This is a genomic window from Phaeobacter sp. SYSU ZJ3003 (assembly GCF_041300735.1).
Lineage (GTDB): Bacteria > Pseudomonadota > Alphaproteobacteria > Rhodobacterales > Rhodobacteraceae > Phycobacter > Phycobacter gallaeciensis_A.
This window is the reverse complement of sequence record NZ_PXNU01000082.1, coordinates 1-15,299: the sequence shown is the minus strand read 5'-3', so window position 1 is coordinate 15,299 and position 15,299 is coordinate 1. Positions and strand designations below refer to the sequence as shown.

Annotated in this window: 14 protein-coding genes; 12 read left to right on the top strand and 2 right to left on the bottom strand. The window is 62.0% G+C overall.

The genetic code is table 11. From position 1 onward, the window contains the following. Positions 1 to 168 precede the first annotated feature (168 nt). Complete coding sequence (locus C6W91_RS19835; protein ID WP_274831134.1) at positions 169 to 1,101, bottom strand: IS5 family transposase; 933 nt, start codon at positions 1,099 to 1,101, stop codon at positions 169 to 171. Positions 1,102 to 1,396: 295 nt separating this feature from the next. Here C6W91_RS19835 and C6W91_RS19830 point away from each other — a divergent pair, with 295 nt between their 5' ends. Next, entirely contained in the window at positions 1,397 to 1,732 is a 336-nt protein-coding gene (locus C6W91_RS19830) for a recombinase family protein (protein WP_370571458.1), read from the top strand. A gap of 129 nt (positions 1,733 to 1,861) precedes the next feature. Here the strand turns inward: C6W91_RS19830 and C6W91_RS19825 are convergent, their stop codons facing one another. Continuing rightward, positions 1,862 to 2,521, bottom strand: a complete 660-nt coding sequence (locus C6W91_RS19825; RefSeq protein ID WP_370571457.1) for a plasmid pRiA4b ORF-3 family protein — start codon at positions 2,519 to 2,521, stop codon at positions 1,862 to 1,864. Positions 2,522 to 2,930: 409 nt separating this feature from the next. On the opposite strand from C6W91_RS19825, the gene C6W91_RS19820 reads away from it, so the two are divergent. The 11 genes from C6W91_RS19820 to C6W91_RS19770 form a co-directional block, all read left to right on the top strand. Continuing rightward, complete coding sequence (locus C6W91_RS19820; protein ID WP_370571456.1) at positions 2,931 to 3,317, top strand: hypothetical protein; 387 nt, start codon at positions 2,931 to 2,933, stop codon at positions 3,315 to 3,317. Then, the gene (locus tag C6W91_RS19815) at positions 3,314 to 4,027 is read left to right on the top strand and encodes a hypothetical protein (protein WP_370571455.1); all 714 of its coding nucleotides are present in this window, start codon (positions 3,314 to 3,316) and stop codon (positions 4,025 to 4,027) included. The genes C6W91_RS19820 and C6W91_RS19815 overlap by 4 nt, the downstream gene beginning before the upstream one ends. Next, entirely contained in the window at positions 4,024 to 4,542 is a 519-nt protein-coding gene (locus tag C6W91_RS19810; RefSeq protein ID WP_370571454.1) for a hypothetical protein, read from the top strand. The genes C6W91_RS19815 and C6W91_RS19810 overlap by 4 nt, the downstream gene beginning before the upstream one ends. Positions 4,543 to 4,743: 201 nt before the next feature. Further along, on the top strand, positions 4,744 to 5,043 hold the full coding sequence (locus C6W91_RS19805) for a hypothetical protein (protein WP_370571453.1): 300 nt from the start codon (positions 4,744 to 4,746) through the stop codon (positions 5,041 to 5,043). Then, on the top strand, positions 5,040 to 7,811 hold the full coding sequence (locus tag C6W91_RS19800; protein WP_370571452.1) for a relaxase/mobilization nuclease domain-containing protein: 2,772 nt from the start codon (positions 5,040 to 5,042) through the stop codon (positions 7,809 to 7,811). The genes C6W91_RS19805 and C6W91_RS19800 overlap by 4 nt, the downstream gene beginning before the upstream one ends. Before the next feature lie 703 nt (positions 7,812 to 8,514). Continuing rightward, entirely contained in the window at positions 8,515 to 9,033 is a 519-nt protein-coding gene (locus C6W91_RS19795) for a hypothetical protein (protein WP_370571451.1), read from the top strand. Between the two features lie 76 nt (positions 9,034 to 9,109). Then, the gene (locus C6W91_RS19790) at positions 9,110 to 9,676 is read left to right on the top strand and encodes a hypothetical protein (protein WP_370571450.1); all 567 of its coding nucleotides are present in this window, start codon (positions 9,110 to 9,112) and stop codon (positions 9,674 to 9,676) included. Positions 9,677 to 9,776: 100 nt separating this feature from the next. Next, positions 9,777 to 12,176: an AAA family ATPase gene (locus C6W91_RS19785; protein WP_370571449.1), complete on the top strand. Its 2,400-nt coding sequence runs from the start codon at positions 9,777 to 9,779 to the stop codon at positions 12,174 to 12,176. Between the two features lie 341 nt (positions 12,177 to 12,517). Then, positions 12,518 to 13,129 (top strand): hypothetical protein, encoded by a 612-nt coding sequence (locus C6W91_RS19780; protein WP_370571448.1) that lies wholly within the window; start codon positions 12,518 to 12,520, stop codon positions 13,127 to 13,129. A 194-nt stretch (positions 13,130 to 13,323) separates the two neighbouring features. After that, on the top strand, positions 13,324 to 13,614 hold the full coding sequence (locus tag C6W91_RS19775) for a hypothetical protein (RefSeq protein ID WP_370571447.1): 291 nt from the start codon (positions 13,324 to 13,326) through the stop codon (positions 13,612 to 13,614). 23 nt (positions 13,615 to 13,637) lie between these two features. Beyond that, positions 13,638 to 15,299: recombinase family protein (locus C6W91_RS19770; protein WP_370571446.1), on the top strand; the 1,662-nt coding region annotated here is incomplete at its 3' end.

The window sequence follows — 15,299 nt, the reverse complement described above, 5'->3', positions numbered from 1 at the left end:
GACGAGGAATGCTACAACTTCTTCAAGGCCGCAGGATACAAAACCGATTAAACGCGACACGCTCTAGTAGCAATGGAGGCCTGTGCGACGGCACATGACTGGGCACGTGAGATCGGCCTTGTTGCACAAATCGGCTGATGTGCGAGCTTTCCCCTTCCCCGGACGGACTTACTCTACGGGCTCTGTGACGGGGATTCCAAGTGCCGTGTAGCCGTTGAGCACGGCGATACGCACCTGCAGCTCGGCGACCTGGCGCTCGAAGTCTCTCGCCATCAGGGATTGGCCGAGCAGCTTGATGCAGTTCATCTTGCTCTCGACACGGCTCCGGCGGTGGTATCCGCTCCACCGTCGCCAGATGGCGCGGCCCAGGTATTTCGAGGCGCGCAGCGCTTCGTTGCGGGCGATGGCGCCCGGGCTCGTAGGCCGCCACGACTTGGCATTCTTGCGGGGCGGGATGATTGCAGCGGCACCGCGCGCGGCGATTGCCTCGTGGCATTTCCGGGTGTCGTAGGCGCCGTCTGCGGTCACCGAGGCGATCTCTTCGTCTGCCGGGATTTGGTCGAGAAGGTCGGACAAGACTGGCGCGTCGCCGATGTTGCTTCCGGTGACCTCGACGGCCCGGACCTCCAGCGTTTCCTCGTCGATGCCGATGTGTATCTTGCGCCAGATACGGCGCTTGGAACCACCGTGCTTACGGGCATTCCACTCACCTTCGCCCTCAGCCTTGATACCGGTGCTGTCGATCAGCAGGTTCAGCGGACCCGCGCCGCCACGGTAGGGGATATTCACGTTCAGCGCCCTTTGGCGGCGACAGAGCGTGCTGAAGTCCGGCACGGTCCAGTCCAGCCCGACCAGGCGCAAGAGGCTCTGAACGAACCCCGTCGTCTGTCGCAGAGGCATGCCAAAGAGCACCTTCATCGTCAGGCAGGCCTGGATCGCGGCATCGCTGAAGCTCTGTTGGCGACCGCGCTTCCCGGTCGGCGGAGGGACCCACTCCATCTCGGGATCGAACCAGATCGTCAGCGATCCGCGCTGACACAGTGCTTCATTGTAAGCCGACCAGTTCGTGGTCTTGTACTTCGTAGGGGCCCAGCTGCTCATGCCTCCCAGCTATCATGCTGGATTCATGCAGTGAATCCCCCAACCGATTTGTGCAACAAGGCCCATTCGAACCAAGGCACGATAAAACAAGCGGGCCGGCAGCCTCAAAACGATCCATAAATTTATTGCCAATATCATCGCCCAAACCAAAAATGGAAACCATTGCAAAAACTCCCAGATTGCGTATCTGCATGAAGATAACAAGCTTTCTGACATAAGAGAACCGAAAACGAGGCCGCCTTAAGGGCACCTCGATTTTTGACCGATTTCGGTGCCACGCAGCGCGTCTCATGACGTGATCCAAGCTGGAGACCGTCTGCACGAAGCGATCGACACCACGACGCCCACCGGCAAGCTGACCTTCCACATCTTCGGTGCACTAGCAGAGTTTGAGCGCACCCTGATCCGCGATCGGACCCAAGCCGGCCTCGCAGCCGCCCGGGCCCGGGGACGAACGGGTGGACGCCGCCCCGCGCTCAACGCAGACAAGCGCGCCCTCGCCGTACGTCTATACAACGAACGTCAGACGCCCATCAGCCGGATCTGCGCCATGATGGGGATTTCAAAGCCCACCCTCTACAGCTACGTCCGCGCAGCCAACGGTGTCACCGAAGGCCCAACAGCCAAATAGCGGTGCCAATAACGCGTCAGATAGCGATGCCGGTCACATGAAACAGATCCAAAGTGAACAGAAAAATGGGTGCTTTCGCTGTTCTATCTTGCGTTACTTTGGGTATAACCAAAATGACGAACCTGAAGGCTACTCCATCCAAAAATTTCGCTCTCGCCGCTTGTGTATCTGCAACTTCGCGAACCGCTCACTGATAGTATCGGCGTGGATTTCATCATGCGCCCAGTCGACGTACCCGGCTTCCTTTGCCCAGTCATGTTCCGGGTGGTTCTCGTCCTGACGCGATTCCTTGAAGACTTCGTACATGGGCGGGCCTCCAATGTCCTCGGGTGGGGTTGCCCATTGGCCGCCCACAAAACGCGGCAAGGGCTCATTGGGGACAATCGGGCGCTTTGAGACGAGCTCGACACGATGCGTCCAGTCATCACCAAAGTCATAAGTGTAGATCATTGGAGGCACCTTAGCGTTCAAAAGGAAGTCCATCTTCTTCGTGATGACTTCCATCACGGGTGGCCCAAACATCGGCTCTATCCAGAAGTCCTCGCTCTTCATCTGGTATTTCCTGTCACCAATCTGGAAATCCCACAGGTGCATGTCATACCATAGGAAAGCCGCCTGAATGGCATCGTGCAGGTGTGGCAGGGTCTTGTCCGAGCGGATCTCGATTTCCCGCCACGGGGCGGGATCAACATATTCAAGAGTCATTCTCAGCCGTAACACCTGGGGTTCTTTTTTTGCCATAAGCGCGACACCCTCTATGGTCGTTTCTGAAGGAACAAACACACCCATTTGCCGTGCCCCTACAATGCCAGCATGCACGGACCGGTAGGACCCTGCAACCATCTGTAGCGACGTCGAATAGGTTGTCTTGATCGGCTTCCAGACATCAGTGCAGTTTCAAAAAAATCCGAGCCCCCAAATGGCCTCACTGTGGCTGAACATCGCATGTTTATCGGGTAGTAATCTGCCACCTCTACAACCCAGCACGCAACGCGGAGAAGCCTCTGGCGCCGACAAGTTGGCCATCCTGCGAGAAGAAGACACCTCGGTGTCGCCGCCGCTGCTGGATCAGGGGGGACGGTTTACCGTCGCCATACCCTGCTAGGGGGTGGGTCATTCCAGAAGAAGATTCTGAAGATTTATTTTTGGATTTTCACGGTCATCGCAGACACTTGCCGTGTAGATCGAGGATAGCAGCATGGCACTCAAAACGGAACACCTAAAAACCGCGAAGGCGGCGCTCAAGTCGATGTCGACGCGACGCGAGAAGACACTGACAAGGGCCGACTTCATCACCGGCCTGATCAAGGACATACACGCGAAGATGACAGCCGGGTTCTCTCTGGAAGAGATCTGCGCGGAACTCAACAAAACGCTCCCGGAGGACGAACAGCTCAACATGAACACGTTCAAAACATACGTGCGCCGCGCTCGGACCCAGGCCGGGATCGCACCGACCAGAGCGTGGACCCCCCGGACCGGTCCAACCGAGCCCAAAATACAGACCACCCCGAACAGGGGGAGGACAAAGGGTCAAAAAGAGGACCCCGCATCAGATTTTCGAGATCAAGGAGGTGACCTGTGAAGCGGATTTTTTTCATACATGGAGACAAGGGGGGCGTCGGCAAAACCGAAGTCGCCAAGCGGATGGCCGCCGTGATGCTACAGGCCGACCAACCGATCACATTGGTCGATGGCGACGATAAAAACGCGGGCCTTCACGCCGCATTCAAACAGAGTGGCCTTGATGTGCGGCGCATCAAGGTCCTGACACCCTCTGGCCGCGATGCCCTCTTCGACGTCATCGCGGAAAGCCCCGGGGATGTCTTGATCGATTTACCCGCGCGTGGCTCGGACGTCACGGAGAGACTGCATCAGGACGGTGCCTCCGAAGACGGGTTCAGTCTCCCATTGCTCATGGCCGAGATCGACGCCGAATTGACCATAGTCTTCGTGATTGATCAGACCCGGTCGCCGATTGTCGCCCTACGTGACGAGATGAAGGCCCTGCCAGAAACGACGAAGTGGATCGTCGTGCGCAACTGGCGCGAGGACCGCGCGTTCACATTGTTCGACACGACGCAGACCAAAGCCGATCTCGAAGCCCGAGGGGCCACCATCATCGACTTGATCCGGCTCGACCCCCGCGTGAACGACATTCTGGAGAACGCAGACGGTTTGAACCTGATCACCGCACAAACCTCGGACAAGCTTTCCATGCTCCAGAAGATGCGGGTAAAAGCCGCGCTGCGGTCCTGGTCCGAGCAGATGCAAATCGCGGGGCTGCTCGAATGACTGACCTTCCAGAGGACCTGTTCACCCAGACCTACCGCCGCGCACCTACCGAACAAGACCGGGCCAGGTTGTTGGCGGTCAAAGCGGGACTTGGCCTCTCCTCCCGGGACGAGCTTTGGCCGATCATCATGGCGCTCGATCACTATAATCGCGCAATCCAGTCGGGCAGGATTGAAACCCTGCGAGACGTCGAGCGTGTTCTGGACGAGTTGAAAGCAATCCCGGAACGCGCCGGCCCGATCGCGGCGGCCGAAGCCCAGAAGGCGATTGCGCGGATCATCAAAGACGCGTCCGAAGAAATCGCTCGAACAGCCGCACAGAGAACTATCACGACAGCCGACCGCATCTCCCGGCGGCAGTTCATCGTCGCAGCCATCGTCGGCGCCCTTATTGCCGTCTGCCTCGCCGGTGCTGCGGCATGGGGGATGTATCTCTTACTCGAGGCCCGAGGCCTCTGCGCCGAACCACCGTTCCTGACCGGTGACGGACGGGTGGGATGTTTCATTCAGCGCTGAGGGCTGATCCCCTTCTCCGCCAGATGGCGTCGGCGGGATCAGCTGGGGGCGTTAGGAGGAGAAGGTGTGGGTTAGGCGTTTTCACGGAGGGGGCATAAAAAAGAAGGGACGGTGAATTGGGGCTGAGCAGACATGGCACGCGCAGGGGACGGGAAACAAAGATCGAACCGCCGGAAGCGGAACAACCTCCTTCAAAAGCGGGTGGACGATGACGAGTTAGATGATTTCATCAATCGCGCGCGTAAGGCTGGGTTCCAGAACCACCATGATTTTCTTGGCGCCCTGATCTCCGGCGAGGCCGGATTTGACCGCCGAGAGCGCCATGACCTCCTGCGCATCAAGGGCGAGCTGGGAAAGCAGGGATCGAACCTCAATCAGCTCACCTATGCCGTGAACGCGGGGCGCCTCACCGCATTGACGGCCGACGATCGGCAGGTGATCGATCGGGCCCGCATCGCGGTTGAAACGGCGGCCGAACAGATCCGGGCCCTGTTTACATGATCGGTGAGGCGATCAAGAGAGAGGGGGAGAAGGGGTCCGGCGGGGGCGCCGACGCCTTCAAGCCCGGAGTGGCATATGTTTGCGGCAAAGCCGTCCGGATCGCCCTGCGCAACCTAGCCTCACCCGACTGGCGGCATGCGGCTGAGGACATGCGGCTCTCATCAGAGCTGAACAGCCGGGTCCGGAAGCCGTATTACCACTTGGTCCTCAGTTGGCATGAGCTGGAGCGGCCGACGGACGACCAGATGATTGAGGCCGCGGATCACATGATCCGCAGCCTCGGACTGAAGGAGCACCAGATCGTCATCGGCACGCACCACGACACGAAGCGGCTGCATGTTCATCTTGTCTGTAACACCGTTCATCCCATCACCGGAAAAGTCTGGTCGAAGTCGAATGACCACCTTCGGATCGAAAAGGCCTGCCGGGAAATCGAGCTGGCACAAGGTTGGTCGCACGACCGGGGCCGGTTCGAGTTCGATGTGTCAGCCAACGGAACGGTGGAATTGAAGCCCAACCCGGCGGCCTGGGAGAAGAAGAAGGCGGACCGGGACGCCGGGACGAGGCCCAAGACCTCCGGCGCGCGCAAGCGCGAGAAATCAATCGGGATCGAGACATTCGAGCACGGCATCCCTGACGCCTTGAAGGTCCGGTTTGCGGAGACTGTTGGCGCCGCGCGGGACTGGCAGGACTTGCACGCCGCACTCGGGGGCCTTGGACTCCACTATTACAAGGCGGGGTCCGGCGCGCGGATCGGCATCCTGGGCAGCACCGAATGCGCGAAAGCGTCGGCCTTCGGGGCGAAGTTTTCCATCAGGAAGATGGAGGCTCAGCTTGGGGCCTATGAAGGTTTGGGCAGCGCATACGTCAATGATCGCAAAGAGGATCACAAGGAGATCGAAAGTGTCTCCGGGGTGGTCTGGGAAGAGGACCGCAAAGCGACCGCATCCTCAGCGTTCAAGCTGACCCTCTTGCGTCGCATCTATTGCGACCTTCATCTCGATCCCGCCGTGTCCGAGGCGATCCGCTTTGTCGATCTGCAGGATGTCCCGCCTCAGATCACCTTCCGGGATAACGTGACCCTGGTCGATCATGGCGACCGCCTGACGACATCCCGCAGCACTCGAGAGACGCGCACGGCCATGATCGCGATCGCCAAGGCCAAGGGCTGGTCCTCTGTGAAGTTCACAGGTTCACCTGACTTTGTACGTCTTGCGTCACTCGAGGCCGCACGTGCAGGCCTGCCTGTACATGGAGCCCCAGCGGACATTCAGGCGCAGTGTGATGCGATCCTGGAACGGCTACAGCGTCAACAACGCCGCATCGAGGGGGAGGCCCGGGCGGCAGAGAGAGCGGCTCATGAAGCCGGCACCAACCGCGATCAGGCAATCGCAGAAAATGACACAGAACGGGCGGAGGCCACGGCCCAGCTAGAGGAGGCGACGGCCGAGGCCCGGGCTGTGATCGACGCCATCGGCTCCGGCCGTGATCCCGTCCGGACGGCCCTGCGGACCGTAGCGCGCGCGGAAGAAAAGCGGATCACAGCAGAGCTGCCGGATCGTCGAAGCGTCTCCGCCCCGCAACCTGCACCGGACGCAGATCGTGGCGGCGGCAGCAAGAAGCGTCGGATCGCTAAGGTGGTCAAGGCGAACGACCATCATGAGTTGGACCGGATGCGGGCAGTCCATATCGACGAGATTACCGCATGGGGTGGCTGGTCCTACGTCCCCAAGCACGGGGACGGCCATAGCGATCCGCAGGGCCGGGATCTGCGCACCTATGTGCGCGGCGCTGAGACGATCAAGGCGACACGGAAAGGTGCGACCTGGGTCTGGACAAACAACAAGACCGGCGCGTCCGGATCGGTTATCGACCTCTGGCTGTCGGACAATTCGGGATCGACCTTGGGCGATGCGCGCAAGGCATTCCGCGAGATCATGGGGACCGACACGTCGACACCGGTGCCCACGGGAGCACCGCACCAGGACGACAGGCAGCAAGATCACACCGAAGCCCGGCGCAGGTGGGAGGAGGCCCCCTATATCGAGGACCGGCGGACCTACGCAGAGGATCGGGGCGTCTCAAAAGCGACCCTGCACCGCTTCCGGGACGATGTGCGCTGTGGCGCGTTCGGCGGCATCTACTTCGCACATCGCAATCCCGAGACCGGCGATATCGTGGGATTTGAACAGCGATGGGAAAAGGACGGTCAGAAAAACACGGCGCGCATTGCCAAGGGCGGTGTGAAGACGGTCTCAGTCCTCGGCAATCAGAAAACCGCCACGCGTATGGTCGTCTTCCAAGGCGGCCTTGACGCCCTCGCGCTCGCGGAGCTCGAGGCCCGGGAAGACACGATCTACGTCAGCACGGGCGGTGGGTTCGGGCCGAGGACGGAGGCAGCCCTCCTCAAGTCTGCCGAGGGCCGAGAGGTTCTCTCAGGCTTCGACAATGACGCGGCGGGGGATGACCTTCACAGGCAGCTCACCGGTCTCCAGCCCGGGGCGACGCGTCTTGCACCGCCCACACGCGTCGAGGGCACAAAGAAGCCCTGCAAGGACTGGCTCGATGTTCTTAATGCATCCAAGGGTACATCCTCGCGCCCCATGCCGCTGGCGCTTACCGAGGATGCCGAGCTGTCGATGCAGGCGCCTCAACCCCACGAAATCCGATCCGGGCAAGGGCGCGCTTCAAATTTTGAACCGGATGCACCAGCTGAAACTGCGCTCGCGGCGCGGGCTGAAAAGGAACCTGGGACGCCTGAACTTTGACAAAATGACTAGCGCAATGCCGACAAGAACATGACCGGTGCGGCTGGCCGCATGGATCGGCCTCGTCGCTGCTGTGTCGATCCTCATAGGCGCGATCTGGGTATTGCTAGCCAATTACCCCTGCGACTCGCTACTACTGCCCGTCGGCATCGCCCTCGTCAATCTCACGAGGGTCATACCGACTGTGCGGTCCGGTCGCTCACGGCACTGCTTGGTCAGCACCGCCCCGGTCACGTTGGTGAAATTGGGTCATAATGAGTCGGGCATAGAAGACACAAAGGAAGCCCTGGTGTGTCCCTGTGGTCCCCACAGAAAGAGCCACACACCCTGATCGTGGTAGCCCTGCCCTGCGGGTTCGTCTTTTCGACATTACTGACCCAAGACCGTTGCCGAAATGTGCTTAATCCTTTCACGTTAATCATTGGGTGGATGCTGATCGATCCAGGCTTGGAGGATCCGTCGAACCATTTCCGGGCGGGTGGGAATATCAGGCTGGTCGCGTCTGAATGTGTCGATCGCCTCGATCATCTCCCTGCTCAGTCTCAAGGTAAGGGCTTCTGTATCTTTTTTGGGGGGCGCCATAGCATTTTACCATTTTAATGTTGACATCATAATGCTATTATCTCATATAAGACGAGCGGGGGCAAGAACTCTCACCTTCCTGCCCGCCGCTCTTGCCACCGCGATCTATATGGAGAACGCAATGACCAAGTCCAACCGTACCACCCCCCACCGCCCGAATGAAGAGATCACCGTCGCTCAGACGGCAGTCAGCTACGGCTTTGCTGAGCTGCTGCGCTCGCTGGACGCCTGTACCAAAGCCGAGCGCCCTCTCCAGCGCGGCATCGCCGACATCTTCGCCACCAACTTCGACACGGCGCTGGCTGAGGCGGAGCAGGCCCGCGACGCTCTCCTCACCAGCCTGAACGCGGTGATCGAACTTCACGAGGAGCTCCCGACGGACCGCGTGCTGCGCCTGATGGCTATGGCACTGAAGACCCTGCTTTCGATCGAGTGTGACGATGACCGGGTATACCTGGCCGACATGCTGATGCGGAACTCCCAGCAACTCCAGGTTCGGGGTGCACAGCCCACGATGCGGTCAATACGCCGCGTACAGCAGCACTTCTTTCGCAGCTGCGCGGTTCTGATGTCTCTGGAGGACTTCGGCGGCCCCGGTCCGGACGGTGATGGCGCCTGCGGACCTTCGCTGGCGGCCTGATCGGGCCGGACCTGCGCACCATTTCGAGGGGGCACAGTCCCCTCGCCTTTTCTTTCATGAATGACGGAGCATTCTGATGCACCAGCCCTATCTGCCTGGCATGCCCATGCCACCCCGCCCCACCGAGAACCGCGACGCGCGGACTGCTCTGGCCACTTATCCCGCGATGTCCACTGAGGACCTTTGCCGTCATGCAAAACCTCTGGGGCGTGCGGCGGAACTTCTGGTAGACAGCGCACTTGTTCGCTTGGGTGAGCGGGTATATCCGGCCGATGAGCACGAGCGCCATGATCGGCTCTTGCTCCTCCCGAGCGGCGCATCCCTGCGTCTTCAGGTCAAGACCCGCCACACGCAGAATGATCGCGGGGATTACATCTTCACCTTGCGCCAGCGATCCGAGCGCGGTTGCACGGGACGCGGCCCCTATGAACCGCAGGACTTCGACATTCTCGCGATGGCAGTCCTGACCGAGAACGTCATCCGCTTTTCCGCGGACTGGCACCTGCGTCAGGTCATCCTTCACTCCGAGATCGCGGAACTTCGGCGCCACCCTCGCCGTAGCCTTGACGCGGCGCTCGCCCGGTTGGGCCACACCGATGCCATCCCGGGCGGGTGGGACGGAGATCTCGATCTCGCTGCCTGACCGATCTCAGCGCCCCCTCTGACTCCCCCACCAGACCCAACTCCCGGCCCGCCAATGTGGCGGACAGGTTCGCCTTTTTCATCCTTATTGGAGGCTTCCCATGACGCAGCCCATCACGACGACCCGCACCCCGACTGACTCCAGCAACGGCGACACGGCCGCCGTGCCCAAGTGGCACGATTTCGCCTCGGCGATCCGCCAGAGCCTGATCAATGCGCATCCCGGATGGGCAACGATTTCCGGCGTCATCACGACGCATCCGCCTTATGCGGTGCCCGCCGATGCGCCGGTTTCCGAAGGCGCACCGCAGGATCAGGCGAACCCTGCCTCGAACACCGCACGTGCAGTGGAGAGTGCGAATGACGCCCCCCGGACCGACCTCGATGACATTTTGGATTTCGTCGAGGCGGAGGCGGCCGAGGCGGCAGCCCTGTTTTCTGACGCCCTGCCCCCGGTTCCGGATGGCAAGGACGCGCCCGCCTATACTTTGCGGCCTGCGACGGCGCTGGCGGTGGCACGGTTGGCCGCGACCTTTCCCAGCCCCGCGGCACTCTACGCAGCGCTGAGCGCGGCGGGGTCGATGACGGTGCTCGCGGTGAACTCGCCCGAGCTGGATGAGACCGTCTGCAAGCTCCTCGACCATCTCCTCTCCCGCGCGCGCATCTGGCCCAACAACGCGCCCCTGCCCCACGTGGTGCGTGCGGAAGAAGCGGTGCTGTCCAAGGACAGCCGTAAAAAGGACACCGGCCTGATCGATCAGCTTGTGCCCACGATCCGCACAGCGCTGGAGACCCGGCGCCCTGTCGTCGCGGTGGCAGCGGCAGCGGGCACTTTGCCGTCGGCCCTGCGCGCCTTGGAGCCGAGCATCATCACCCTCGCGCCACTCGACCGGGCCATGCTGGCCGAGATCCTCACCGACGCTTACCCCGATACAGGAGACCGGATTGATGGTGACACGGCCGCCCTCGCTCGCCTGCCGGACGATGACCAGTGCAAGCGGCTCGGGCCGGACGATCTGGTGCTGGCCCTGCGCAGCCCGACTTTGGTCGGCGCGATCTCGGCCCTGGTGGCGGCCACGACGCCTGCCACCACTGAGGGGCCGGGACTGGCCGATTTCCCGCTGCCGCGGGAGGTGCGCGAACCCGTCGAGCAAATGATCGCCGACCTGCGCGCATGGCAGGCCGGGGAGATTCCGTGGCAAGACGTCACGCGCGGAATTCTTCTTTCTGGCCCGCCGGGGAGCGGGAAGACAGAAGTACCGCGTCTGATCGCCAAATCGGCAGGTATCAATGTGATCGCCGGCTCGATCGCCGACTGGAGCGCTGAGGGCAGCCGCGGGAGTGAGGTGATCAAAGCGATGCGGGCGTGTTTCGCCAAGGCGGCCGCCGCCGCGCCCGCGATCCTGTTCATCGACGAGCTGGACGCCGTCGGCGACAGGGACCGCGTGGGGGACACCAATCGCAGCTGGACCGAGTATGTGGTCAGCGGCCTTCTGGCCGCCATGGATGGATATGAAGGGCATGAGGGCGTCGCCATCATGGGCGCGACCAATCATGTGGACCGGATCGACCGCGCGATCCGTCGGCCCGGGCGCTTCGACAAGGTACTTCGCCTCGGCTACCCCACACACGATCTTTTGCCGGCCGCGATCCGGTGGCAGGCCTGGCCGAACCTGACGGAGGTCGACCTGACCGGGCTCGCCGCGCGCGCCGTGGGGATGAGCGGAGCCCAAATCGCGGCCTGGGTCCGGTCCGCCAGGGGGCTGGCCCGGCGGGAGCCGCGGCCACTTTCAGTCGAGCATCTTGAGACCACCCTGCGCGACCTGCGCCCGCAGATGCCCGACGCCCTGCGCTGGCAGGTCGCCATCCACGAGGCGGGCCACGCCGTCGTCGGCGCTGCGACCGGTGTTGCCCGGCCCAAGTTGCTGGCGCTGCAAGCCGATGGGGGGGTCACCCATTCCAAACGTCTCATGATCAGCCAGCGCCGGTCAGAGATGGAGGCCGCGCTTGCCCTCGACCTTGCGGGCCGCGCTGCGGAGGTCGCCGTCCTCGGGGCGCCTTCGGGCGGCGCAGGCGGGACAGAGGACTCCGATCTCGCGAACGCCACACTGCTCGCGGTTGCTATGGAAGCCTCGCTCGGCCTCGGCAACCACCTGGTCTGGCAAGGCAGCCCGCAGATCGTACTGGACCGCCTTCCTCTTGACGGCGACCTGCGCGACCGGGTCGAGGGCCACCTGCGCCGAGCCGAGGCCAGGGCCCTTAGGATCGTCGAGGCCCATCTCCCGTTGCTGGAGGAGATCGCAAGCGCGCTGTACCGCTCGGCACTGCTCACCGGTCCCGAACTCGATGCGCTCCTTGCTCGCGTCTCGCCCGAACCTGCGATCGGCACGCCCCTCACGGACGCACGGATTTCAACGCCACAGGGGACGGCAGACCCGGCCCGGGACCGGGCCGACAACATCAACGGGGATCCCGACCTCCGTCGGCCCTTCGCCGCCTAAAGGGCTCTACGCAAAAGGCGTGTCCGGTCCGGAAGGGCCGGGCGCACCCACCATAGCGACAATCCTCCTCCCGCTGACACTATATCAGGAGTGCGCGCATGCCCCGGACATCTCCCCTCCAGACGCGGCTGCACCGGCCGGATAGGACCCGCCGACATCGGCGGTGTCGCGACCCATTTCACCGGCCGACACATGGCCGGGCAGCGCACCAGCCCCAAAAACCCAGATTCAAGGTCATTATTCGGCCGCACCCGGCCCGATCCGTTCGCGCCGCGGGCATGAGCAGGTTCGGGGATCCGGGGTGGTCAGCGTTATAGCAGCCGGATCCCTGTCTCGCCGTTTTGCAGGTCAGCGCCGAGGTCAGCGCCGAGGTCAGCGCCGAGGTCAGCGCCGAGGTCAGCGCCGAGGTCAGCGCCGAGGTCAGCGCCGAGGCTGTTTGGTCGGATATGGTGGGGCGTCAATCGTGGGGGGGGGCGTATCCACATTTTTCGCGGGGCGCGGGCTGCGGCGGTGTAGCACGAGAGCGTTTCCCGCCTTACATTCGCGGTCAGGCGCAGAAGGCGTCTTCATTAGCAGAACGCTTGGTTTTCACCAAAGCGGAGGCCAGGATGGCCAAGAACATCACCACTGGCTCGAAGGTGAGCGGCAGTAAATCAAAGCAAAGCGCCGCGTCTTACAGGGCCAAGCATCGCCAGCACAGCGCGGCCTCGGCAGATCGCAAAAGGGCGGCTGGTCTTGTCCGGCTGTCTGTATGGGTGCCTTTAGAGCACAGCAACGACTTGAAGCTTTACGCCAAAGGCCTGTGCGATGGGCGCGTACCCGATCACATTGGGCGGGCTCAGGCTGGAGACGGGAAGATCGTCGGGAACGGTTCCATCGAACGCGAGCGGCGCAAGAAGCGGAAGGAGGTGCCCTGCGATGCGCGGCAGCTGGACCTCTTCAGTTTCGAATGAGCGGGTCCGGGCGGGCGATGAAGGTGGGTTGTCCACATGTTTCGAAAGGGGCATCCCGTTTCGGCCGAGACGCGGCGGGGGACGTCGGGTATTCTCATAATGCGGGCCGGGTTGCCCGTGGGGGCAGAAGCCCCGCGGATCTTGTTCTTGATCACGCCCCAGAATCGGGCGGGAGGGAGGCGGGATGATGATGGATGACACGGAAGACGGCTGCCCATGGACAGCATGAGCCGGGCGCGACCCGGACGGATGAGACGGAAGACGGAACCGGGCGCTCCGTGCGCTCTGACCAGACTAAAACGGGAAGCAATGGATCAGCGCGTCCAATTCAGGAGCATGCTGCGCCGGAGCTTTTGAACGATGGACCGGATGATCAGACGACTATGGCCCGCGCGGCTTGGCTCGAGGTGATCCGGGCACTCGCACGTGCAGCGGCCCAGGCCGATCACGACGTGCTCAACGGGACGGACGGGCGGGCGATTTAGACATACGACGAGGAGGAACGGGAATGAACGATCAGTTGCGTGCCGTGATCTACGCGCGGTTTTCCACAGACATGCAGCGCGACGCTTCGATCGAGGACCAGATCCGATCGTGCCAGGAGTACGCGGCGCGACAGGGACTGAAGGTCATCGAGACCTATTCCGACCGGGCCGTATCGGGCGCGAGCCTCATGCGGCGCGGCATGCAAAAGCTCCTGCAGGATGGCCGTAGCGGGCTGTTTGATGTTGTGATCAGTGAAGGGCTCGATAGGCTGAGCCGGAACCAGGCCGATATTGCCCAGATTTACCAATCTTTCTCCTTCGCTGAAGTGATGATCGAGACGATAAGCGAAGGCCAGATTTCTGAGATGCATATCGGTCTCAAGGGCACGATGAACGCATTGTTTTTGAAGGACCTCGCCGTCAAAACACATCGCGGGCTAAAAGGCCGTGCCCTTGCGGGCAAGTCTGCCGGCGGCCTGACCTACGGATATCGTGCCGTCCATAAGATGGATGCAAATGGCGCCCCGATCCGGGGCGACCGGGTGATCAGCGCCGAGGAAGCGGCCGTGGTCCGGCGTATCTTGGCGGACTACGCGAAGGGGATCTCGCCGAAGAAGATCGCCGAGGCGCTGAACGTCGAAAGCATCCCCGGCCCGCAAGGCGGTCAATGGGGCGCGTCGACCATCCACGGCAACCGAGAACGCGGCACCGGTATCCTTAACAACCAACTCTACATCGGCCGCCAGATATGGAACCGGCTGCGCTATATCAAAGATCCTCAAACCGGAAAGCGCGTGTCGCGGTTAAACCCCGAAAGCGACTGGGTGATCACGACTGTCCCTGAGCTGCGTATCATTGATGACACGCTTTGGGAGGCTGTTAAATCCCGTCAGGGAGCGCTTAAATCAAAGGGCACCGGCATTCCGGTATGGGACCGGCGCCGGCCGAGGACCCTGTTTTCCGGATTGATGGAATGCGGCTGCTGCGGGTCCGGGTTTTCCAAGGTACAGAAGGACTCATTTGGCTGCTCGGCGGCCCGGAACAAAGGCAAGGCTATTTGCGCCAACAAACACCTGATTAAGCAAAGAGACCTGGAAGCCAAGGTTCTCGATGCCCTGGCCCATCACCTCATGGATCCTGAGGCGGTCGCGGCCTTCTGTGAGGCGTACACCGCGGAACGGAATCGACTCGCGGCAGCGGCGACCTCGACCCGAACGACACTGGAGAAAGAACTCGCCACGACCAAGCGCGACCACGCGAAGTTGGTGGACGCCATCATCGCCGGAGTTCCTGCGGACCAAGTCAAAGACAAGATGATCGCGCTCGACACCCGCCGGAAGGAGTTGGAAGCACAGCTGGCACAAGCCGATGCCTCCCCTACCCCGGTGCGACTTCACCCGACGATGTCCGAGACCTACCGTGAGCGTGTTACGGCCCTGATCCGTGGGCTGGCAGAGAGCGAGGGCATGGAGGAAGCTAAAGAAGCGATCCGTGGTTTGATCGAGAAGATCGTGCTGACCCCACGAGCAGACGGCCCGGGCCTGACGGTGGACCTGCACGGCGCCTTGGCGAGCCTTCTGCTCTTGGCGACGGGTGCTCCAACTCATCAGGTGGCCCGCATGGCTTCAGGAGGCCAAAACGCCAAAAACCCCGCGGGAGCGGAGCTTCAAGGCATTGATATGATT